At 70.2% G+C, this 21,402-nt stretch carries 18 protein-coding genes; 7 read left to right on the top strand and 11 right to left on the bottom strand.

Annotated elements, in window-relative coordinates; all coding sequences use genetic code 11:
• Positions 1–258 precede the first annotated feature (258 nt).
• Positions 259–489: a hypothetical protein gene (locus ACWD3H_RS45530; protein WP_451959481.1), complete on the top strand. Its 231-nt coding sequence runs from the start codon at positions 259–261 to the stop codon at positions 487–489.
• A 129-nt stretch (positions 490–618) separates the two neighbouring features.
• Here the strand turns inward: ACWD3H_RS45530 and ACWD3H_RS45525 are convergent, their stop codons facing one another.
• Entirely contained in the window at positions 619–780 is a 162-nt protein-coding gene (locus tag ACWD3H_RS45525) for a hypothetical protein (RefSeq protein ID WP_451959480.1), read from the bottom strand.
• Positions 781–819: 39 nt separating this feature from the next.
• On the opposite strand from ACWD3H_RS45525, the gene ACWD3H_RS45520 reads away from it, so the two are divergent.
• The gene (locus ACWD3H_RS45520) at positions 820–1,632 is read left to right on the top strand and encodes a phosphotransferase (protein ID WP_451959479.1); all 813 of its coding nucleotides are present in this window, start codon (positions 820–822) and stop codon (positions 1,630–1,632) included.
• Positions 1,633–1,636: 4 nt separating this feature from the next.
• Here the strand turns inward: ACWD3H_RS45520 and ACWD3H_RS45515 are convergent, their stop codons facing one another.
• The 4 genes from ACWD3H_RS45515 to ACWD3H_RS45500 form a co-directional block, all read right to left on the bottom strand.
• A complete protein-coding gene (locus tag ACWD3H_RS45515) occupies positions 1,637–1,807 on the bottom strand; it encodes a hypothetical protein (RefSeq protein WP_451959478.1) in 171 nt (56 codons plus the stop codon).
• Complete coding sequence (locus ACWD3H_RS45510; RefSeq protein WP_350926104.1) at positions 1,804–2,673, bottom strand: bile acid:sodium symporter family protein; 870 nt, start codon at positions 2,671–2,673, stop codon at positions 1,804–1,806. Before ACWD3H_RS45510 ends, ACWD3H_RS45515 begins: the two co-directional genes overlap by 4 nt.
• Before the next feature lie 449 nt (positions 2,674–3,122).
• Positions 3,123–3,572, bottom strand: a complete 450-nt coding sequence (soxR, locus tag ACWD3H_RS45505) for a redox-sensitive transcriptional activator SoxR (protein ID WP_350962016.1) — start codon at positions 3,570–3,572, stop codon at positions 3,123–3,125.
• Positions 3,573–4,025: 453 nt separating this feature from the next.
• A complete protein-coding gene (locus ACWD3H_RS45500; protein ID WP_355626163.1) occupies positions 4,026–4,904 on the bottom strand; it encodes an alpha/beta fold hydrolase in 879 nt (292 codons plus the stop codon).
• A 157-nt stretch (positions 4,905–5,061) separates the two neighbouring features.
• On the opposite strand from ACWD3H_RS45500, the gene ACWD3H_RS45495 reads away from it, so the two are divergent.
• Entirely contained in the window at positions 5,062–8,433 is a 3,372-nt protein-coding gene (locus ACWD3H_RS45495) for a BTAD domain-containing putative transcriptional regulator (RefSeq protein WP_451959477.1), read from the top strand.
• Between the two features lie 427 nt (positions 8,434–8,860).
• Positions 8,861–9,802, top strand: a complete 942-nt coding sequence (locus ACWD3H_RS45490; RefSeq protein ID WP_451959476.1) for a nitroreductase/quinone reductase family protein — start codon at positions 8,861–8,863, stop codon at positions 9,800–9,802.
• Here ACWD3H_RS45490 and ACWD3H_RS45485 read toward each other — a convergent pair whose 3' ends face one another.
• Entirely contained in the window at positions 9,803–10,384 is a 582-nt protein-coding gene (locus tag ACWD3H_RS45485; protein WP_451959475.1) for a GNAT family N-acetyltransferase, read from the bottom strand.
• Positions 10,385–10,388: 4 nt separating this feature from the next.
• The gene (locus ACWD3H_RS45480) at positions 10,389–10,991 is read right to left on the bottom strand and encodes a superoxide dismutase (RefSeq protein WP_451959474.1); all 603 of its coding nucleotides are present in this window, start codon (positions 10,989–10,991) and stop codon (positions 10,389–10,391) included.
• A 443-nt stretch (positions 10,992–11,434) separates the two neighbouring features.
• Between ACWD3H_RS45480 and ACWD3H_RS45475 the strand changes: the two genes are divergently transcribed.
• Positions 11,435–11,800 (top strand): YybH family protein, encoded by a 366-nt coding sequence (locus ACWD3H_RS45475; RefSeq protein WP_355555969.1) that lies wholly within the window; start codon positions 11,435–11,437, stop codon positions 11,798–11,800.
• An 85-nt stretch (positions 11,801–11,885) separates the two neighbouring features.
• Here the strand turns inward: ACWD3H_RS45475 and ACWD3H_RS45470 are convergent, their stop codons facing one another.
• Positions 11,886–12,431, bottom strand: coding sequence for a MarR family transcriptional regulator (locus tag ACWD3H_RS45470; protein ID WP_355555966.1), 546 nt, complete (start codon positions 12,429–12,431; stop codon positions 11,886–11,888).
• Positions 12,432–12,525: 94 nt separating this feature from the next.
• Here ACWD3H_RS45470 and icmF point away from each other — a divergent pair, with 94 nt between their 5' ends.
• Positions 12,526–15,777: a fused isobutyryl-CoA mutase/GTPase IcmF gene (icmF, locus tag ACWD3H_RS45465; protein ID WP_451959473.1), complete on the top strand. Its 3,252-nt coding sequence runs from the start codon at positions 12,526–12,528 to the stop codon at positions 15,775–15,777.
• A gap of 29 nt (positions 15,778–15,806) precedes the next feature.
• Here icmF and ACWD3H_RS45460 read toward each other — a convergent pair whose 3' ends face one another.
• From ACWD3H_RS45460 to ACWD3H_RS45450, 3 genes are read right to left on the bottom strand one after another with little or no spacing between them, the layout of a single operon-like run.
• A complete protein-coding gene (locus tag ACWD3H_RS45460; protein WP_451959472.1) occupies positions 15,807–16,466 on the bottom strand; it encodes a response regulator in 660 nt (219 codons plus the stop codon).
• On the bottom strand, positions 16,463–17,440 hold the full coding sequence (locus ACWD3H_RS45455; protein ID WP_451959471.1) for a sensor histidine kinase: 978 nt from the start codon (positions 17,438–17,440) through the stop codon (positions 16,463–16,465). Before ACWD3H_RS45455 ends, ACWD3H_RS45460 begins: the two co-directional genes overlap by 4 nt.
• Complete coding sequence (locus tag ACWD3H_RS45450; RefSeq protein WP_451959470.1) at positions 17,437–18,879, bottom strand: serine hydrolase domain-containing protein; 1,443 nt, start codon at positions 18,877–18,879, stop codon at positions 17,437–17,439. Before ACWD3H_RS45450 ends, ACWD3H_RS45455 begins: the two co-directional genes overlap by 4 nt.
• 385 nt (positions 18,880–19,264) lie before the next feature.
• Between ACWD3H_RS45450 and ACWD3H_RS45445 the strand changes: the two genes are divergently transcribed.
• Positions 19,265–21,402, top strand: a 2,138-nt coding sequence (locus ACWD3H_RS45445; protein WP_451959469.1) for a glycosyl hydrolase family 28-related protein, incomplete at its 3' end; no start/stop codon positions are given.

Here is a 21,402-nt window from a genome sequence, read left to right as displayed (position 1 = left end):
GCCGGCACGTTCGGCAGGGCCTTCGCGGTCAGGTTCGTCCCGGTGACCTTCGCCCTCGCCATCCTGGTCAGTGCGCTTTTCGGATGGTTGCTGCTGTGACGTCCTCCCGGTCTTCGAAGGACCGCCGGTCCAGGTTCGGCCTGGCGAAAGGGACTCGCGAACTCCGATGAACCGTGTGTGTCACCCAGAACCTCGTCCTAGCCCTGCTGGGCGGCGCTGTACTCCGGATCTCGGCGTTCTCCACGACCTATCTCAACTATGTCAAACCCGACTTCCGGCCCTTCCTCATCGGCGCCGGTACGGTGCTGGTGCTCCTCGGGGTCATCGGGCTGTTCCAGGCTGCAGGCACCGCCCACCGACACGTGGGTCGAGGTCACGGGCACCTGGATCCCGCAGACGTTCAAGAAGATGCCCACCGGGGTCGTCTACCCCCAGCTCACCGGCAAGGGGCTCACGAGGATCGAGCCCCCCGAGGAGCCGTACGAGTAGGCCGGTCAGGTCTCCCCGGCAAAAGACACGCGCCCTTTCTTATCCGCGCCAAGGCCGCCGGGCGACCCCCTGCCGGTCGCGAAGCCTGGTCGGCGTCCTCGCTCGCGGCCGATGGACCGTCGGGCCGGGTCAGGCTGCGCCGGTTCGCGCCGCGGTGACCACCAGCGTGGTCGCCACCTCGACCTCGAATCCGCCGCGTCGCGCGAAGTCAGCCATCCGCGCGTCGGGCTCGACCCCGAGCACCCTGCAGCCGGCCGTCGAGGCGACGCGGCTTCGGGCTCGGAAATCCATTTGTCGTCGGCGCCGCCTCCTTGGGAGGATCCTGTCTTCATGAGCCACCCTGTCATCTCCGAGGTCCCGATCGGTCCCGTGCCCGTCCCCGACGTCGTCGCGGCGATCGCCGACGGCGACACCGTCACCCCGGTGTGGCGCAACGAACTCGGCGGCCTGACCTTCCGCCTCGAAGACGGGCGTGACGGCGTCAGGTACGTCAAGTGGGTCGCCGCCGGCACTCCGGAGATCGATCTCCCCGGCGAGGCGGAGCGCCTGGCCTGGGCGCGGCGCTGGGTGACCGTCCCGAGGGTCATCGAACACGGTACGGACACCGACGGCACGTGGCTGGTCACGGCGGCGGTCCCCGGCCGCTCGGCGGTGGATCCCCGGTGGATCGCCGACCCGCCGGCCGCGGCGGCCGCGATCGGCCGAGGGCTGCGCCTGCTCCACGACGCCCTGCCCGTGGAGCAGTGCCCGTTCGACTGGGCCATCGATCGACGGCTCACCCGCGCCGACGAGCGCATCACCGGCGGGGAGGGACCGGCCGACTGGTTCCCCGAGCACCGGCACCTGGAACTCGCCGAAGCCCGGGCGCGAATCGGCGATCCGCCCGCGATCGACCGCCTCGTCGTCTGCCACGGGGACGCGTGCGCCCCCAACACCCTGCTGCACGACGACGGCATGTTCGCCGCGCACGTCGACCTGGGCTCGCTCGGGGTGGCCGACCGGTGGGCGGACCTCGCGGTGGCCGCGTGGAGCACGGAGTGGAACCACGGCCCGGGGTACGACGGCATCGTGTACGACGCATACGGGATCGCCCCAGACCCGGAACGCATCGCCTACTACCGCCTGCTCTGGGACATGGCGTGACCGGTCACACCCGATCGGCGCCCGTGCTCGCGGTGGTACGGCACCGGAAACCGGTGCCGTACCACCGCGACTCTCCGCTGAGGCGGTCCGGATCCCCCGGGGCCACGTACACCCCACCCGCCCAGGCATGGGCGGGCGGAGCGACGGTGACCACCAGGACGATCGCGGCGATCACCGGTCCGAAGGCATCGGCTCCACCGCGCGAGACCTGAGCAGGAACCCGGCTCCTGCCGCGGTGAAGAACATCAGCACACCATAGGTGGCGGCCGGGACGGCCATCTGGGAGCTGTTCAGCAGGGAGAGCGCCACCGCGATCGACAACGTGGCGTTGTGGATCCCGATCTCCATGCAGGAGGCGACGGCCTGGCCGCGCTCCACCCCGGCCAGGCGCGGCGCCCAGTAGCCGACGGTCAGGCTGATCACGCTGAACACCAGCGTGATCAGGCCCACCGACTGGATGTAGCCGCTGAGGTTGTCGAGCTCCTGGAGCAGGGCGCCGGCGATCACCAGCGCCAGGATGACCGCTGAGGCGATCTTCACGGGCGTGTTCATCCGTTCGGCGAAGCTCCGTGCCATGGCGCGGACCGCCATGCCGATGGCGACCGGAACCAGCACGACCGCCATCACCTGCAGGCTCTTGTCGAACTGCAGGCCGAGCGTGCCCGAGCCGACCTCGAAGTAGGACAGTGACAGGTTGGTCACCAGTGGCAGCGTCACGACCGCCAGCACCGAGTTGATCGCGGTCAGCGTCACGTTGAGCGCGACATCACCGCCGAACAGATGACTGTAGAGGTTGGCCGTCGTGCCGCCGGGCGAGGCGGCCAGCAGCATCATGCCGACGGCGAGCGCCGGCGGCAGGTCGAAGACGACCACCAGACCGAAGCAGATCGCGGGCAGCACCAGGATCTGGCAGCCGAGCGCCACGACGGTGGCCTTCGGATAGACGACGACACGGCGGAAGTCGGAGATCGTCAGGCTCAGCCCGAGGCCGAACATGATGATCGCCAAAGCGATGGGCAGGAGGGTTCCGGCAAGGGCCATGGGGGGGTGCTCCTTATCAGCGATCTGTCGCTGGGGCGGCGTAGTGCCATAGCTGAGGTACCACCCACACGATCATCGTCACGGTTATGGCGGTGGGCAACCCACCGGCACGGATCGTCACCTTGGGCCGTACACCGCCGCCGCGGTCCCACGCGGCAGGTCGGCGACCGCGGGCCCCGATCAGGACGACGATGCCTGACGTGATACAGCAGCGGGCCGGTCCCAGCGCCTGTCATGCCACCTGGCCGTATCTACCGGCACATCGAACGTGGGCCGATGATCGTGCACCCCCAGCCCCCGCGAGACTCAGCCTCTCTGGGGCACGCCATGCTCGAGGGAGCCGTCGGCGAGGTGCGGACGTGGCCGAGCGCCTGTCTCTCGGCGACACTTCCGCACCCGGCCGGGTCGGTGAGCAGGAGTAGATCAGGACCTGCACGACCGCTCCCGCATCAGGGGTCGAGGAGGGGGCGCGCACCTCGCCCGGCGAGCCTGTCACCGGGATTGACCAGCAGGCACTGGTCGAAGGACAGGCAACCGCAGCCGATGCACTCGGTGAACCGATCGCGCATGCGCTCCAGCTTCTCGATGCGGCCGTTGATGGCCTCGCTCCAGCACTCCGACGCCTTCAGCCACAGCTCCCGGGTAGGCGAGACATCGTGCGGCAGGTACTCCAGGACGCCTTCGATCACCGACAGGGGGATGCCGACGTTTTGCGAGGCGCGGATGAACGCCAGCCTGCGCAGCGTGCTGCGGTGGTAGCGACGCTGGTTGCCGGTGGTGCGGCGGCTGGCGATGAGCCCCTTGCGCTCGTAGAAGCGCAAGGCGGAGGCGGGCACGCCGCTGCGCTCGGACAACTCTCCGATGGTCAACTCCGTGACGATCACTTCGGAATCCGGCATACGGCCAACCTAGCTTGACCTAAACCTTGGTTTAACAACGAACCTGGTCCGCGAGGTGCCGGAAGGACGCCGCATATCCCCTTGTGACCGGTGGAGGAACTGTTGTCCGAAGGGCCGCTTCAACTCACGGTGATCGTCGGTGGCGTACGGGACGGCAGGCTCGGCCATGCCCCGGTCCATCGGCTACGCCATGTCCAAGGGCGCGCTCGACGTGCTCACCTCGACGCTCGCCAAGCGGCTCGGAGCGAGGAATTCATCATGCGGGAAGCCGTCATTCACGCTCCTGGGGACGTGCGCTGCGAGGAGCGTGCCGATCCGAGGACCATCAACCCGACGTGATCATCCGGACTGTCGCCACCTGCGTGTGCGGGTCCGACCTGTGGGACCAGCACGGCGTCAACGCGGTCTCCGGGCCGCCGCCGTTGCCCCGGCGGCGGCCCGGCAGACGGTGTTCTACCTGGCCAGAAGGTCACGCAGTGCCTTGACGACATCGGCGGGGGCCTCTTCGGCCATGAAGTGGCCGCAGGAGACGGTGGCGTGTTCCTGGTGGGGCGCCCACGCCTCCCACAGGGCGGCGGCGTCGAAGCCGAGGGCCGTGCCCCAGTCCTGCTGCAGGACGGCCACCGGCATGCGCAACCGGTTCCCGGCCTGGCGGTCTGCCTGGTCGTGCTCGACATCGATGGCGGCCGATGCCCGGTAGTCGGCGACGATGGAGGGGACGGCTTCGCGGGAGGCCTTCAGGTAGGCGGTGCGGATGTCGGCGGGGATCGCCTCCGGATCCCGGGTCCAGATGTCCAGGAAGTAGCCGAAGAAGACGTCCGCGCTGGCGCTGATCATCTGTTCGGGCAGGCTGGGCGGCTGGGCCATCAGGTAGAGATGAAAGCCGACGGCGGCGGAGGTGCCGTGCATCACATCCCACATGTCCAGCGTCGGCAGGACGTCGAGCGAGGCGAGATGAGTGATCGTATCGGGGTGGTCCAGCCCGGCGCGGATGGCGACCAGGGCGCCCCGGTCGTGGCCCGCCAGGGCGAAGCGCTCGTGGCCGAAGGCGCGCGCGAGGGCGACGATGTCGGCGGCCATGGTGCGCTTGGAGTAGGTGTGCCCATCGGTGTCGGCCGGCTTGTCGCTGTCACCGTAGCCGCGCAGGTCGGGACAGATGACGGTGTGATCGGAGGCCAGGTCGGCGGCGACGTGCCGCCACATCAGGTGGGTCTGGGGGAATCCGTGCAGCAGCACGACGGGGCTGCCGGAGCCGCCGACGGCGACGTTGAGTGACACGCCTTCGGTGACGGTGACGCGCTGGTAGTCGAATCCGGTGATCCTGGGTTCCACGGCGAGGACCCTTTCCGCTAGGCCTGTCTGTTCTTGTCGAGCGACTGCGACCAGCCTGCCCGCCGGCGCTCAGCAGCCGGTCAGCGGCGGCTGAGCGGTGACCGAGCGGCGCTGCCGGCAAGGGCCCACCCGAGACGCCCGGATAACATCGGGTGACATGACCAGCGAGGCGACGGCACGAGCGGTGACCTTCGGTGTGCTGGGCCCCCTGGAGGCTTCTGACGAGCACGGTCCGCTTCCGTTGAAAGGTCCCCGGCATCGAGCGGTACTGGCGCGGCTGCTGATCGCCAGGGGCAGGGTCGTCCCGGTCGACCGGCTCGTCGGCGACCTGTGGGAGCGACCTCCGGACGGGGCGGTCGGGGTGATCCAGACGTTCGTCTCCGCGCTGCGCCGCGCTCTGGAACCCGACCGCCCTCCCCGGCAGCCCGCCCGGCTGCTGGTGACGGCCTCCCCCGGCTACGCGCTACGGGCGGAGCGGCGGTCGGTGGACGCCTGGCGGTTCGAGGCGGTGGCGGGTGAGGCCGGTTCGCTGCTGGCGGCGGGACGGCCCGGGGAGGCGTTGGTCGGCCTAGAGGAGGCGCTGGCCCTGTGGCAGGGGCCGGCGTACGCGGAGTTCGCGGAGGAGACGTGGGCACGCGGAGAGATCGCCCGCCTGGACGGCCTGCGGTTGCTGGCCGTGGAGCGGCGTGCGGAGGCGCTGCTGGAGCTGGGGCGGGCCGCCGAGGCGGTGCCTGACCTGGAGGCCCACGCCGCGGGCCATTCGTTGCGCGAGGACGCCTGGAGGCTGCTGGCGCTGTCGCTGTACCGGTCGGGCCGGCAGGGCGATGCCCTGGCCGTCCTGCGCCAGGCCCGGGAGGTGCTGGTCGGGGAACTGGGTGTGGATCCCGGCCCCGGGCTGCGGGGGCTGGAGGCCGACATCCTCGCCCAGGCCCCCCACCTCACCGCCCCCGCCAGGGCCGGCGGCGGTACCGGCATCATGGTGTCACCGCGGGAGGCGGCGGCGTCGTACCCGGCGCCCCCTGATCCTGCCGGACGGCCGTTCGTCGGACGCGCGCAGGAGCTGGGTCACCTGGAAGAGGCCGCCGCGGCCGCCATGCGGCAGGGCAGGATCGCCCTGGCCCTGGTCTCCGGCGACGCCGGCGCGGGAAAGACCGCGCTCGCCGAGGTGCTCACGGGCACACTGACGGCGCGGGGCTGGACCACGGCATGGGGCCGCAGCCCCGAGCATGACGGGGTGCCCGGCACCTGGCCGTGGACACAGATCGTCGGGGGTCTGGCCGCCGCCGGGGCCGAGCCCGCCCCGGCCTCGGCCCTTGTGCCGGACGGCGCAGCGACCACACCGTCCGCGGCCCGGTTTCGCATGCACCACGCGGCCGCCTCCTACCTGGCCGCGGTGGCGAGGCGAGCACCGGTGCTGGTGGTCTTCGACGATCTGCACCGGGCGGCAGAGGAGACTCTGGACCTGCTGGCCACCCTGGTGACGGAACCCGTCGCCGGGCCGATACTGCTCGTCGGGACCTACCGGGCCACCGAGATCTCCCCCGCCCTGACCGACGCGCTCGCCGGGTTCGCCCGCGTGGAACCGGCCCGGGTGTACGTGGGCGGCCTGTCCGAGGCGGCCACGGGCGAGCTCGTCCGTGCCGTCGTCCAGCGGGACGTGGACGCACGGACCGCGCGGGTGATCCACCGGCGCAGCGGCGGCAACCCGTTCTTCGTCCGCGAGCTCGCGCGGCTGGTCAACGCTGAGGGACCCGCGGCACTCGACGCCGTTCCCGCGGGCGTGCGGGACGTCATCCGCCACCGGCTGGCGCGGCTGCCGCAACCGGCACGGGCGGTGCTGCGGCAGGCGGCCGTGATCGGCCGGGACATCGACGTGGACGTGCTGGTCGCCCTGGCGGCAGACGAGGACCTCGTGGTCGACGCCCTGGAGTCCGCACTGCTCGCGGGCTTTTTGACCGAGCGGGAACCGGGTCGGCTGCGGTTCGCCCACGCCCTGGTGCGCGACACGCTTTACGACGACATCTCCAGGCCACGCCGGGCGCGCTGGCACGCCGCCGTCGCCGAGACGATCGAGCAGCTGCACCCGGGGGACATCACCTCGCTCGCCCACCACTTCGGCCACGCCGAGAGCCGGCCTACGGCCGCCCGAGCCGCCCGCTACGCCCGCGCGGCGGCGCTGCAGGCCGAGCGAGGATTCGCCCCGCACGAAGCCGCACGACTGTGGCGGCAGGCCCTCGCCGCCCACGACCGGGCAGCAGAGGGCGACGTGCGCAGCCGGCTGGAGGCGGTCATGGGCATGGTGCGGGCACTGGCCGTGACCGGCTCCCTGGAAAGCGCCAGGCAGTACCGCGCGGAGGCGATCGCCACAGCCGAGGAACTCGGCGACCCGCACTTGACCGCCGAGGTGATCAGCGCCTTCGACGTGCCCGCGATCTGGACCCGCAACGACGACGAGGACCTCGCCCGGCAGATCGTCCATGCGATCGAACGCACTCTGACCGCCCTGCCCGAGGGCCAGGCGGCACAGCGCAGCCGTCTGCTGAGCACCCTCGCCCTGGAACTGCGCGGCGCCCCCACCGACCGCGGACGTCAGGCGGCGCGGGAGGCGGAGGCGATCGCCCGTCGGCTGGGAGACCCGGCCCTGCTCGCCTTCGCCCTCAACGGCCGCTTCATGCAGGCCTTCCAGCAGGCCGGAATGGCCCCGCGACGTGCCCGGATCGGCGATGAACTGGTCGACCTGGCCACCCGGCACCACCTGGTGACCTTCGAGGTGCTCGGACACCTCATCCTCATCCAGGCCCACTCCGCGCTCGCCGACTTCGTCACGGCCGACGCACACGCCGCAGCCACGGAGCGTCTCGCCGAACAGCACGACATCCCCCTCGCGGGCGTGTTCACCCAGTGGTACGCCGCTCTGCGGCTGGCCGTCACCGGCCATCTGGTCGAGGCGGAGGCCGCCTACCGCGCCGCGAGCACCGCACTCGCCGGCAGCGGCATGCCGGGGATGGAGCAGGGCATTCTCCCCCTCGCCCTGCTGTGCCTGCGCATCCAGCGGGGCGAGCGACCAGAGGCGGACGAGGAGGCGGACTGGGGCCCGTACGCGCCCTGGGCCCGCCCCCTGATCCTGCTCGCCGCGGGCCGCCGCGACGAAGCCGAAGTGGCCGCGAAGACCCTCCCCGACTCACCCCGCGACCTGCTCTGCGAGGTCCGCACCTGCCTCGCCGCCCGGACGGCCATCGGTGTCGGCGACCGATCGGCGATGGAGCGTGCCTACGCCCAGCTACGATCCGCCTCGGGGGAACTGGCCGGAGCGGGCAGCGGCCTGCTCACCCTCGGCCCCGTAGCGCTCCACCTCGGCGATCTCGCCGTCGCCCTCGGACACCACGACGAGGCCCCGGACCATTACCGGCAGGCGCTGACGATCGCGAACAAGGCCGCCGCGCCGCTCTGGACAACCGCCGCCCGCGACGCGCTCGACCGCCTTGACAGCGGACGGCCGGACACGTCTCTCGCAAACGGCCGCCGGTGAGAGTGGCGTCTGTGACAGCGGCCGGCTTCGGCCCGACGCACGTGCGTGATCTTCGGCGTTGACAGGCGGCCGCCGGGTGTGTGTAATGGCTCCGGTGTCGTGTGACGCCGACCAAAGAGCAGTGGGCCGGTCGGCGATCGGGCGAACACCCTTCACGCAGAGGACCCGCCATGAGTTCGTACTCAGCGCCCTGTATCTGACGTAGCGCAGCCGCACGTCGTCTCTCACTCTTCGAGTTCCGGGCACCGCCATGCGTGCCCTGGACTTCCGCACCGCGTCAGGCCGTCAGCGGCGGCGCGTCGTCCGCTGTCCGCGTACGGCGGGAGGCGCGGCGGTCGCTCCGTGCCGCGCGTATCACCGCCATCCACCATCACCGCAGTCACTGCGGATCCACGTACCTTTTCCGGAGACAGAAAACCGTATGCCCATGTCTTTCGACCAATCGGTCATCGAGGAGTTCCGCGCCAACGGAGGGAAGGTCGGTGGCCCCTTCGAAGGCGGGGATCTCCTGCTGCTGACGACCACCGGCGCGAAGTCGGGGACGGAGCGGACCACTCCCCTCGGCTACGTCCGCCACGGCGATTCGCTGCTGATCGTCGGATCCAACCTCGGTGCCCCGTCTCACCCCGGCTGGTACCACAACCTGCTCGCCCATCCCGTGGTACGGGTGGAGGTCGGCACCGAGACCTTCGAAGCACTCGCGGTTCCCGCCGAAGGGGCGCGACGCGAGGAACTGTTCGGACATGTCGTGCGGGTGGCGCCCGGATACGGCGACTACCAGGTCCGGACCACCCGGCCCCTGCCTGTCGTGGTGCTGGAGCGTGCCGAGCCCGACGCCTGGGAGGGTCCCCGCGAGGTCCACAGCCTCGCCGACAAGCTGATGGAGGTCCATACCTGGCTGCGTGCCCAGTTGCGTCAGGTGAGTGCGGAGGTCGACGCCCACTTCGCCGCACGGGCGGCCCATCATGGTCCCGGCGAACCACCGGGACCGGGTCTCGGGCTGCAGATCCGGCAGCGCTGCCTGGCGTTCTGCCAGTCTTTGGAATTCCATCACAGCAGCGAGGACGCGCACCTGTTCCCCGGAATCGCTGGCTATCACCCCCATCTGGCCGACATCTTCGACCGGCTCCGCGACGAACACCGCACCGTCGCTGACATTCAAGGCCGGCTGGTGGCCTTGCTGGCCGACATCGGCATCGCCGACCCTCGGTGTTTCCGCGCCGAGCTGGACCGGATGTCGGCGGAGCTGAACGCGCACCTCGACTACGAGGAGGAGTCGCTTCTCCCTCTCCTCGCCGAGGTTCCGTGGCCTCCGGCACTGAGAACCGGTCTTGCGGAAGCGGTTGACGGAGATCGGCTACGGGCCTGATCAGGTTCTGCCCTCGCGGTGCGAGGCGGGCCAGGACGGCGGTCTGCGCATGATCAGGCGGGTTGCGCCGGCCTGCTCGTACAGCATGACCGACCGCCACCCCCGCCTGCGGTACAGGCCCAGCGCCGTGGTCGCGGCCGAGTGGGTGGTGAGCCACGCCGGTCCGTCACCTTTCATGGCGAGGACGCTGTCGTGGAGGGCGGCCCCGAGGCCACGGCCGCGGCAGTGCGGAAGCACGCCCAGCTCGCGGAGGGTGAAGTCGTCGTGGGGCTGCCCGCAGGTCAGGGTCGCCAGCCGTGAGCAGCTCACCCCGTAGGCGAAGCCGCACACCTCGTCCTCGCCGTCGCCGTCCACGGCGACGGCGAGGACGAACCCTGGTCGGCGGCTGTCGGCCAGCAGGCGGGCCGCGACCCCGCGCGCCGACGGGTACGGCTCACACCACGGCGGCCGGGTGAACACCTGCCCGCCCACGTCGGCCACGGCCGGAAGGAACGGCCGTACCTGGCCGGCGCGGACGAGCCGGATCTCATGACGCGCGGCGCCCGCCGCACCGGCCGTCCGGTGGGCGGGCGCCGCGCTCATGGGGTCAGACGCCCTTGGCCGCGGTGAAGCGGGCGATGACGTCGTTCCAGTTGATCAGGGTCCACAACTTCTCGACGTAGTCAGGGCGCACGTTGCGGTACTGCAGGTAGTAGGCGTGCTCCCAGGCGTCGAAGACCAGCAGCGGGGTGGTGTTGAGGCCGACGTTGCCGTGGTGGTCGTAGACCTGCTCGACGACCAGGCGGCGACCCAGCGGTTCCCAGGCCAGGATGCCCCAGCCGGAGCCCTGCACGCCGGCGGTGGCGGTGGTGAGCTGCTTTTTGAAGGCCTCGAAAGAGCCGAAGTGCTCGTCGATGGCCGCGGCCAGTTCCCCGTCGGGGCGGTCGCCGCCGTCGGGTGAGAGGTTCTGCCAGAAGATCGAGTGCAGTACGTGCCCGGACAGGTTGAAGGCGAAGGTCTTCTCCAGGCCGACCAGCCCGCCGAACTCGCTCTTGTCGCGGGCCTCGGCCAGCTTCTCCAGGGTGTCGTTGGCGCCCTTGACGTAGGCGGCGTGGTGCCTGGAGTGGTGCAGCTCCAGGATCTCCCCGGTGATCGCGGGCTCCAGGGCCGCGTAGTCGTAGGGCATATCGGGAAGGGTGTACTCACCCATCGCTTCTCTCCTCTGACTTGCTCCTGCAAATAATATGCAATAACTCTAGCCATGCAACTACTTGCACAGAAGCGGGCGTGCCGGATGATCCTCAGGACTTCCCGCAGCCCTCACACCGGCCGCACAGGAGCCGACCGGCCGTATCGAAGGCGAAGCAGGGCCGTCTCCACCGGCTCGCCGGCGGGGATCTCATCGACGCCGCGCCCGGGAACATCTAGTGCATCACTGATGGGCTGTCTGTCCGGAACCCTCGTAGCACCCCAATGCCGACGAGACGCAGAGCGGGAAGGGTGTCCTCGGCCGCTGACGGTCTTGAACGGTTGTGCTGCCGGAGCCCAGATCCATAGCTGAAACTTCTAGTTTCTAGCAGATTCATCTGTTGGACTTCTGATCGGTGAGCGACCAGGCTGGTGGGCACCGAGGTCCAACATCAGGAGGAATCCATGCCGGAGTACGAGAAGGCCATGCGGCCCGAAGACATCACCCGCCTGTTCGTCGAGCGGTCCAACGCCGGTGACGCGGCCGGAGTGGCCGCGCTCTACGAGGAGGACGCGGTGATGGCCTACCCGCCCGGCGGCCGGACGGTGGGCCGGGAGGCGATCCGCGCGCTGTGGGAGAAGGTGCTGGCCGGCCGTCCCCGCTTCGAGCAGGAACAACCGCTGCCGACGCTGATCAGCGGCGACATCGCCCTCACCTCGACCCCGCCGAAGGACGGGAGCGGCGCCCGCGCGCAGGTCGTCCGGCGCCAGCCCGACGGCAGCTGGCTGCGCCTGCTCGACCAGCCCGAGTTCGTTCCCCCCACCCGCTGAACCGCCGGGGTCGGGGAGGCCGAGCTCCCCCAGGGACGCGTCGGCATCGCGCGCTCCAGGATGGCCCTGATGAGCACGCCCCCGGCTACGGGTGCACGGGGAGGTCGCGCGGGCTCGTTCCGGCCTGGCCGGGCCGATGGACGTCGCCCAGGGCGGCGCGGATGTCACGGAGGTGGGCGGTGGTCTCGACGGCCTGGGCGCGGGTGAGGTCGGCCAGGCCGAACGAGCTCTCGTTGAGCGCCTCGGTCGCCTGCCATGCCAGGGTCTGCCCGGCGGAGGTGATCCTGGCCAGGACCACGCGCCGGTCGTCGGGGGAGACACGCCGTTCCACGAGCCCGCGCTGCTCCAGACGGGTGACGACGTTGGTCACGGAGGCGGGGTGCACCATCAGCCGCTCCCCCATCTTTCCCATCGGCAGCGCCCCCCGCGCGAATGCCAGCAGTTGCAGCGCCTCGTAGGCGGCGAAGGTCAGGCCGTACGGCTTGAGGGTCTCCTCGATCCGGCTCAGCAGCAGTTGCTGCACCCGCATGACGGAGGTGACGGTGGCCATGTGGTCGGCATGTTCCGGCCAGCGGGCGTTCCACTGCCGGTGAGCTTCGGCGATGGAGTCGAAAGAGGGTGAACTAGGCACCGGCTCACGGTACTTGACCGGATCCCGATCACCTATGTACTTTAATGCCAAAATATTTGATGTCCAAGGATTTATTACCCTCCAGGAGAGTCCGGTGCCACGCTCCGACGACCACTCCCGCGTCAACGGCTCGCTGCACGTTCCCACCCACCCGGTGCGTTTCGTCACCGCCGCCGCGCTGTTCGACGGGCATGACGCGGCGATCAACATCATGCGGCGGATCCTGCAGGCGCAGGGAGCCGAAGTGATCCACCTGGGCCACAACCGCTCGGTGCGGGAAGTGGTCGACGCGGTCATGGAGGAGGACGCCCAGGGAGTGGCGGTCAGCTCCTACCAGGGCGGGCACATCGAGTACTTCGAATATCTCGCCTCGGCGCTCGGGCAGGCAGGGCTGGGACATGTCCAGATCTTCGGCGGCGGCGGTGGCGTCATCGTGCCGGAGGAGATCGCCCGGCTGGCCGAGTCGGGGGTACGGATCTTCTCCCCCGAGGACGGCCAGCGGTTCGGCCTGCCGGGAATGATCAATCGGCTCATCCGTGAGTCGGACGTCGATCTCGCCGCGCGGCCGGCGCCGGTCGAGAGCGTGCTGGCGGGTGAGCGGACGGCGCTGGCGCGCGTGATCACCTGCCTGCAGGGCGGGACACTGCCGGAGGCCGACCGGCGGGTACTGGCGGACGCGGCCGCCGGTCGCCGGGTGCCGGTGCTCGGCATCACCGGCACCGGCGGGTCTGGCAAGTCCTCCCTCACCGACGAGCTGGTACGCCGGTTCCGCACCGACCAGCAGGACAAACTCCGGGTGGCCGTGCTGGCGGTGGATCCGACCCGGCGCCGTGGCGGCGGCGCGCTGCTGGGCGACCGGATCCGGATGAACACCCTGGACGGCGACCGCGTCTTCTTCCGGTCCCTGGCCACCCGGGGCGCCCACGAGCTGCCCGAGAACATCGGCGCGGTGATCGAGGCGTGCAAGGCCGCCGGATACGACCTGGTGATCCTGGAGACTCCGGGCATCGGCCAGGGCGACGCCGCGATCGTCCCTCTCGTCGACGTCGCGCTGTATGTGATGACGCCCGAGTTCGGCGCGGCGTCCCAGCTTGAGAAGATCGACATGCTGGACTTCGCCGACGTGGTGGCGATCAACAAGTTCGAACGGCGTGGCGCGGCCGACGCGCTGCGCGACGTGTCACGGCAACTGATCCGCAACCGGGAGGCTTTCGGCGCCCGGCCCGAGGACATGCCGGTGTTCGGTACCAGCGCGGCCACCTTCAACGACGACGGTGTCACCGCCCTGTACCAGCACCTGAGCGGCCTGCTGGCCCAAGGCGGCCTGCCGCTCCAGCCCGGTGTCCTGCCCGAGGTGAGCGGCCGCGCGTCCACCGGCGCGGCCCAGATCGTCCCACCCGGCAGGATCCGCTACCTCGCCGAGATCGCCGAGACCGTACGTGGCTACCACACCGAGACCGCCCGGCAGATCGAGGCCGCCCGGCGCCTGCAGCGGCTGACCGAGGTGGCGGCCGAGCTCACCGGATCGCCCGCCGCGGCCGTCGCCGAGCTGGCCGGCCAGGCCAGAGCCGACCTCGCACCGGCGAACGCGGAGCTCATCGACGGCTGGCCGGCGGTCGTCGAGGCGTACTCAGGCCAGGAGCAGGTGGTGCGGGTCCGCGACCGGGAGTCGCGCACCCGGCTCACCCGCGAGTCGCTCTCGGGCAGCACGATTCCACGGGTGGCGCTGCCACGCTACACCGACCACGGGGAGCTGCTGCGCTTCCTGCGGAGCGAGAACCTGCCCGGCCGTTTCCCGTTCACGGCCGGGGTCTTCCCGTTCAAGCGCGAGGGCGAGGACCCGGCCCGGATGTTCGCCGGCGAGGGGGACGCCTTCCGCACCAACCGGCGCTTCAAGCTGCTGTCGGCCGACAGCGAGGCCACCCGGCTGTCCACCGCGTTCGACTCGGTCACCCTGTACGGCCGCGACCCCGGCCAGAGCCCCGACGTCTACGGCAAGGTCGGCACCTCCGGCGTGTCGATCGCGACCCTGGAGGACATGAAGGCGCTCTACGACGGGTTCGACCTGTCCGCACCGGCCACGTCGGTGTCCATGACCATCAACGGCCCCGCCCCCACGATCCTGGCCTTCTTCCTCAACACCGCCATCGACCAGGCACTCGATCGCCACCGCGACTCGCACGGCCGCGAGCCCTCGCCCGAGGAGGCGGCCAAGCTGCGCGCCCGGACACTGGCCACCGTGCGCGGCACCGTGCAGGCCGACATCCTCAAGGAGGACCAGGGCCAGAACACCTGCATCTTCTCCACCGAGTTCTCGCTCCGGATGATGGGCGACATCCAGGAGTGGTTCATCCACAACGGGGTGCGTAACTTCTACTCGGTGTCGATCTCCGGCTACCACATCGCCGAGGCCGGGGCCAACCCCATCAGCCAGCTCGCCTTCACGCTGACCAACGGCTTCACCTACGTGGAGTCCTATCTGGCCCGAGGCATGAACATCGACGACTTCGCGCCCAACCTGTCGTTCTTCTTCTCCAACGGCATGGATCCCGAGTACAGCGTGCTCGGCCGGGTCGCGCGGCGGATCTGGGCGGTCGCGATGCGGGAGCGCTACGGCGCGAACGAGCGGTCGCAGAAGCTCAAGTACCACATCCAGACCTCCGGCCGGTCGCTGCACGCCCAGGAGATGGACTTCAACGACATCCGCACCACGCTGCAGGCCCTCATCGCGATCTACGACAACTGCAACAGCCTGCACACCAACGCCTACGACGAGGCCGTCACCACCCCCACCTCCGAGTCGGTACGCCGCGCCCTGGCCATCCAGCTCATCATCAACCGCGAGTGGGGCCTGGCGATGAACGAGAACCCGTTGCAGGGCTCGTACATCATCGACCAGCTCACCGACCTGGTCGAGGAGGCCGTGCTGGAGGAGTTCGACCGGATCAGCGAGCGCGGCGGCGTGCTCGGCGCGATGGAGACCGGCTACCAGCGTGGCCGCATCCAGGACGAGTCGATGCTCTACGAGCAGCGTAAACACGACGGCAGCCTGCCGATCATCGGCGTCAACACCTTCCGCAATCCCGACGCCGACGCCCGCAACGCCGGGCCGGTGGAACTCGCCCGCGCCACCGAGGACGAGAAGCGCTCCCAGCTGGAGCGGGTCGGCGCCTTCCAGGAACGCCACCGCGAGCAGGCGCACGTCGCACTGGCCGCGCTCAAGGAGGCCGCCCACGACGGCGAGAACATGTTCGCCGTGCTGATGGACACCGCCCGCGTCTGCAGCCTGCAGCAGATCACCGACGCGCTCTTCGAGGTGGGCGGCCAGTACCGGCGCAACGTCTGAGACACCGTGGTCCAGCCGGGGGTGCTCGGTCAGGTGTCCCCGGACACCAGACCCGCCTCGTAGGCGATGATCGCCGCCTGGACCCGGTTGCTCAGACCGAGCCGCAGCAGGATGGCGCTGACGTGGGATTTGACGGTGCCTTCCGAGAGGAACAGCTCGCGGCCGATGTCCTGGTTGGACATGCCCCGGCCGACGAGTGCGAGCACCTCGCGCTCCCGTGCGGTCAGCGACTCCACCTGCCTGCGTGCCGTACCCGCCCTGGAGAGCCTGCCGCCGCCCAGCTGCGCGATGACCTTCCGCGCGATCCTCGGCGACAGGTACGCCGCGCCGTCGGCGACCGCCCGTACCCCGATGATCAGCTCCCGGGGGTCGGCGGCCTTGAGCAGGAAGCCGGCGGCGCCCTCGTCGAGCGCTCTGGAGACGTACTCGTCCTCGTCGAACGTGGTCAGCATGATGACCGCGACCTGCGGCATGGTGGCACGCAGCTCGGCCGCGGCGGACAGGCCGTCGAGCCGGGGCATGCGGATGTCCAGCATCGCGATGTCCGGCCGGTGCGCGCGCGTCAACTCGATCGCCTCGCGCCCGTCGGCGGCTTCGGCGACCACCTCGATGCCCGCGCCGGTGGCCAGGATCGACTTCACCCCGGCCCGGATCATGGCCTCGTCGTCGGCCAGCACCACCCGGATCATCGGTGTCCCTCCGGCCTGGCCGGGAACCGCGCCGTCACGGTGAACCCGTCGTCATGGGGGCCGGCCGACAGCGTGCCGCCAAGCAGCCGGACCCGCTCGCGCATGCCCGCTATCCCGCTCCCCCCGGCTGCCGGCGTCGGCGTGCCGGGGGCCGCGGAGTTGCGCACCGTGACGGTGACCGTCTCGTGGGTCCGTTCCAGGAGGACGAGTACGTCCGCCCCGGGCGCGTGGCGGGCGGCGTTGGTCAGCGACTCCTGTACCACCCGGTGCGCGGCCCGGTCCGTCGGCGGCGCCAGGAGCGCACGCTCGCCGGCCTGGCGGAAGGCGACCGCCATCCCGGCGCCACGCGCGCGATCAACCAGTGTCTCGATGGACTCGTCCGGCGGCTCGGCCGGAATGGAGCCGCCCTCGCGCAGCACTCCGAGGGTGTGGCGGAGCCGGTCGGTCGCGGTGACCGCGGAGGCCCGCAGCTGAGCCGCCGCCTCCCGGTTCGGCTCGGTCATGTCGGCGGCCAGCTCCAGGGCTCCGGCGCGCAGCGCGATCAGTGCCAGTTCATGGCCGAGTGAGTCGTGCATGTCCGCGGCGATGCGGGCGCGCTCGCGAAGCGTGACGCGTTCGGCGATGAGCTCCTGCTCTCGCTGAAGCCGGGCGACCCGCTCCTGACCCGCCTTCACCAGCTCGGCCTGCTGCCGCCGGAACCGGCCGGCCAGCCACGGCAGCACCGTGAACAGGCCGAGGGCCATCAACGCACCGGCTCCGGTCCAGAAGTCCAGCACGGTGTGGACGGCGCCGGGTATCGCGGCAACGGCCAGGAGCAGCCAGTCCCGCCGTACCGGCAGGTGGCGTCCGTGCAGGTAGGCCGCCACGGCCAGCACCGCGAAGAGAAGCTGCCGCCAGGTCGGGATGCCGTCGAGGTTCAGCCCGTTGAACAGGGCGAACCCCGCGATCAACACCAGGATCACACCGTTTCTCACCCGGTTGACACTACCGATCGCAGCCTCAGCAGCCGCATCGCGGTGGTGACGGCTCCCGCCGTCGCCGCGACCACCAGGGGGATCGTCATCGGCGCGGCGAAGTAGGTGAGCTGCTCCCAGGTGACCGTCCGGCCTCTCATCAAGAAAGAGACCAGGTCCGGATACGCGGCGAGCAGCGGCACCGGCAGCAGCACCGGGATCGTGCGCAGCGCGATCCACCAGCCGGGACTTCCGGCCCGCCTGCTCGCCCAGCGGCGCGACCGCAGCACGCCCAGCACCCCCAGCCCCACCGCCGTCAACGCGATCAGGCCCAGGACCAGTTCGAACACCTGCCGGTCCCCGCCCGGCGCCTCTGGCGTCCCGCCCCGGCTCATCGCGACCAGGCCGGTGAGCACGTCGTAGGTGTCGTCGTGGAGGGCCGCGCTGTTGGTCATGACCGCGAAGCCGTACCCGGTGTCCGGGGCGATCGCCTGCACCGCGTTGTAGGTGAACAGGTTGCCCGAGTGCACGAGCAGCCTGGTGCCGTTCACGGTCTCCGAACCCCAGCCCATGCCGTAGTCACGCACCTGGGACGGGGTGTGCATGGCCGCAAGGCTCTCCGGCGCCACCAGCTGTTCGCCGTTGCCGGTCTGGCTGATCAGCCACCTGCCCATGTCGGCCGCGGTGCTGATGACTCCGCCACCACCGCTGTTGTTGAGAAAGCCGGGCAGCTCGGGCCGCGGCACCCAGACGCCGTACAGCGAGTTGAAACCCTCGGACGGCTGGACGGCCTGGTCGCTGACGGCGCTGCCGGTCATGCCGAGCGGACCGAAGACGTGCCGCTCCATGTAGTCGCCGAAGTCTCGTCCGCCGGCGACCTCGACCAGCCGGGCGGCCACGTCGTAGTTGACGTTGCAGTACTCCCAGCGCGTACCGGGGTCGGCGGCCAGCGTGCCGGTACTCAGCGTGGACACGTAGTCGGCGAGCAACCTGGACCTCTCCGTCGCGCCGATGTCGACGGTGGTGTCGGACAGGCCCGACGTCTGGTTCAGCAGCTGCCGTACCGTGATTCCCGCGGCGCGCCGATCGGCCATGCGGAACTCCGGCAGCCGCCCGGCGACCGGCTCGTCCAGGGAGATCCTGCCGTCGTCGACCAGTGTCATGACGGCCATGGCGGTGAACGACTTGCTGACCGAGGCGACCCGCATCGGAGTGTTCTCGGTGACCGGTTCGCCGGCCGAGTCACGCCCGTATCCGGCGGCGTGCACGATCTTGCCGCCGTGCGTCACGACGACGGACATCCCGGGCAGCCCGGTGGACTCCATGGTCCTGTCCAGGTAGGCGTCGATGTCGGCCGGGGTCGGCTCGGCGGCGGGTGGTCCGGCCTGCGCGGCGGGAGCCGCGGCCAGGGTCACTGCCAGGCCGAGTCCCACTGCCAGGCCGATGAGGTCGCGTTTCATGCTGAAGAACCTAGAAACCGGCGGCCCCGGGGGTATCCGACGATCGGCCACGACCACCCCCGACGAAAGTCAGGTGCCCCGTGCGGACAGACAGGCGTCCGCCTCGCCTCCGGCCGGTCGTGTGTTGCGAGAACTTCACAACAACCCAGGACAGCTGCTGCAAGAACTTGATGGACATGTGCAGCTAGAGAACAAGATTACGAAACTATTTCGCACGAACCTTGTGGGGTGGGGTTCGGGGGTCCTAATGTCGCCTCACCTCAGGACGGTCGCTCCCCCGGGCGTCCTGAGGTGTTCACCCCCCGAGAGAAACGAGCATGCGATGTCACGGATCAGCACAGGAACCGCGGCGAGGTGGTCCGGCAGGCCACCGCGGAGGGCCACGGTGGCGGTCGCAGCGGTGACCGCGGTCACCGTCGGTCTCAGCGTCGTGCTCGGTGGCACGGCCCTTGCCGACAGGAACACGAACGGAGCCTCGACGCCCACGGTGACTCGCGCCGGCCTCGACCCGTCACTCGTCGCGGGCCGGGGCGCGAGCGTCGACTTCGCCGAGCAGGAGGCGGAGAACGCCGCGACGAACGGCACGGTCATCGGCCCGGACCGCACCGCGTACACGCTGCCGTCGGAGGCGTCGGGCCGCAGAGCGGTCAAGCTGACGCCCGGGCAGCACGTCGAGTTCACCCTGCCGCGCGCGGCCAACGCGATCACCGTGCGCTACAGCATCCCGGACGCCCCCAACGGCGGCGGCATCACCGCGCCGCTCAACGTCACGGTGAACGGCGGGGCCAGGAAGTCCATGACCCTCACCTCGCAGTACGCGTGGCTGTACAACCAGTATCCGTTCTCCAACGACCCGAACGCCGACCTGCTCCACCCCGACTGGTGGATCACCGAGTGCGCCTGCGTGCCCGCCGCCACCACGCCCACTCCGGCGATCACCAAGCCGTTCCGCCCGAGCCACTTCTACGACGAGCAGCGCCTCCTGCTCGGCAGGACCTACCGCGCCGGTGACAGGGTGCGGCTCACGGTTCCCGCCGGGAGCAACGCCGCCTGGACGGTCATCGACCTGCTCGACTCGCACCTCGTCGGCGCTCCGCACGTCAGGCTCGTCGCGGCGAACGTGCTGGCCTTCGGCGCCGACCCGCTCGGGCGGCGCGACTCCGCCGACGCGTTCGACAGGGCGATCGCCTTCGCCAAGAGCAAGCGCCTCAAGGTCTACATCCCGCCGGGCACCTACCAGGTGAACCGCCACATCATCGTCGACGACGTGACGATCGAGGGCGCGGGCAACTGGTACACGATCATCAAGGGCCGCGAGGTCACACTGCCCGCGCCGGCCCCCGACGGCTCGGTGCACACCGGCGTCGGCTTCTACGGCAAGGACGCCTCGGCCGGTGGCAGCGACAACGTCCACCTGTCCGGCTTCGCGATCGAAGGCGACGTCCGCGAGCGCATCGACACCGACCAGGTGAACGGCGTCGGCGGGGCGATGAGCAACTCGACCGTCAACGGCCTCCACATCCGCCACACCAAGGTGGGCCTGTGGTTCGACGGACCGATGACGAACCTTAAGATCACCAACAACGTCATCGTCGACCAGATCGCCGACGGTCTCAACTTCCACACCGGCGTCACGAACTCGGTCGTGTCGAACAACTTCATCCGCAACTCCGGAGACGACGGCCTGGCGATGTGGTCGGAGAAGACCTCCAACGCCGGCAACACCTTCGACCACAACACCGTGCAGACGCCCGTCCTCGCGAACGGCATCGCCGTCTACGGCGGCACCGACAACACCGTCTCGAACAACCTCGTCGCCGACCCGATCCGGGAGGGCAGCGCCATCCAGGTCGGCTCCCGCTTCGGCGCCGAGGCCTTCGCCGGACACCTGTGGGTCAAGGACAACACCACGGTCCGGGCCGGTACCTACGAGCTGAACTGGAACATCGGCCTGGGAGCCATCTGGTTCTACGCGCTGGAGAAGAACATCGACGCCGACATCCAGGTGGTCGGCAACCACTTCCTCGACAACACCTACAACGCGATCATGCTGGTCAGCGACTGGCCGGTGAAGGACCTGTACTCGATCACCAACGTCCACTTCAAGGACATCAGGGTCGACGGCACCGGTACCTCCGTGGTCAGCGCCCGGGTGAAGGGCTCGGCGTCCTTCGAGAACGTGGACGCCCGCAACGTCGGCGCGGTCGGCGTCAACAACTGCGGGGCGTTCAACTTCCCGTCCACCGGCTCGGAGTTCTCGCTGACGGACCTCGGCGGCAACGACGGGGGCGGCACCACCGGCCCCTGGCTCGCAGCGTGGGAACTGCCGAACACCATCACCTGCGACGACCGTCCGCCGGTCGTCGCGGGGGGGGGGGCGGGGGGGTGGGGGCGGGGGGGGGGCTGTACGGCCGCCACCGCCCCCCCCCCCGACTCAACCGGCAGGTTCCACCGGACCGAGCCGGATGCCCTTACTCCGGCGGACGGCCGGAAATCGTCAGGACCGCCAATTGAGGGATCGGG

The organism is Streptosporangium sp. NPDC002607 (genome assembly GCF_053592655.1).
Note: the sequence above shows the minus strand (reverse complement) of the source record. Positions and strands in the feature narration are given on the sequence as shown.

What these genes read in the sequence shown, in the direction of transcription:
- ACWD3H_RS45480 (WP_451959474.1), bottom strand. Translation starts at nt 10,991, where the DNA reads ATGGGTGAGTACACCCTTCCCGATATGCCCTACGACTACGCGGCCCTG.
- ACWD3H_RS45520 (WP_451959479.1), top strand. Translation starts at nt 820, where the DNA reads ATGAGCCACCCTGTCATCTCCGAGGTCCCGATCGGTCCCGTGCCCGTC.
- ACWD3H_RS45530 (WP_451959481.1), top strand. Translation starts at nt 259, where the DNA reads ATGTCAAACCCGACTTCCGGCCCTTCCTCATCGGCGCCGGTACGGTGC.
- ACWD3H_RS45495 (WP_451959477.1), top strand. Translation starts at nt 5,062, where the DNA reads ATGACCAGCGAGGCGACGGCACGAGCGGTGACCTTCGGTGTGCTGGGC.
- ACWD3H_RS45525 (WP_451959480.1), bottom strand. Translation starts at nt 780, where the DNA reads ATGGATTTCCGAGCCCGAAGCCGCGTCGCCTCGACGGCCGGCTGCAGG.
- ACWD3H_RS45510 (WP_350926104.1), bottom strand. Translation starts at nt 2,673, where the DNA reads ATGGCCCTTGCCGGAACCCTCCTGCCCATCGCTTTGGCGATCATCATG.
- ACWD3H_RS45450 (WP_451959470.1), bottom strand. Translation starts at nt 18,879, where the DNA reads ATGAAACGCGACCTCATCGGCCTGGCAGTGGGACTCGGCCTGGCAGTG.
- ACWD3H_RS45485 (WP_451959475.1), bottom strand. Translation starts at nt 10,384, where the DNA reads ATGAGCGCGGCGCCCGCCCACCGGACGGCCGGTGCGGCGGGCGCCGCG.
- ACWD3H_RS45460 (WP_451959472.1), bottom strand. Translation starts at nt 16,466, where the DNA reads ATGATCCGGGTGGTGCTGGCCGACGACGAGGCCATGATCCGGGCCGGG.
- ACWD3H_RS45475 (WP_355555969.1), top strand. Translation starts at nt 11,435, where the DNA reads ATGCCGGAGTACGAGAAGGCCATGCGGCCCGAAGACATCACCCGCCTG.
- ACWD3H_RS45490 (WP_451959476.1), top strand. Translation starts at nt 8,861, where the DNA reads ATGTCTTTCGACCAATCGGTCATCGAGGAGTTCCGCGCCAACGGAGGG.
- soxR (WP_350962016.1), bottom strand. Translation starts at nt 3,572, where the DNA reads ATGCCGGATTCCGAAGTGATCGTCACGGAGTTGACCATCGGAGAGTTG.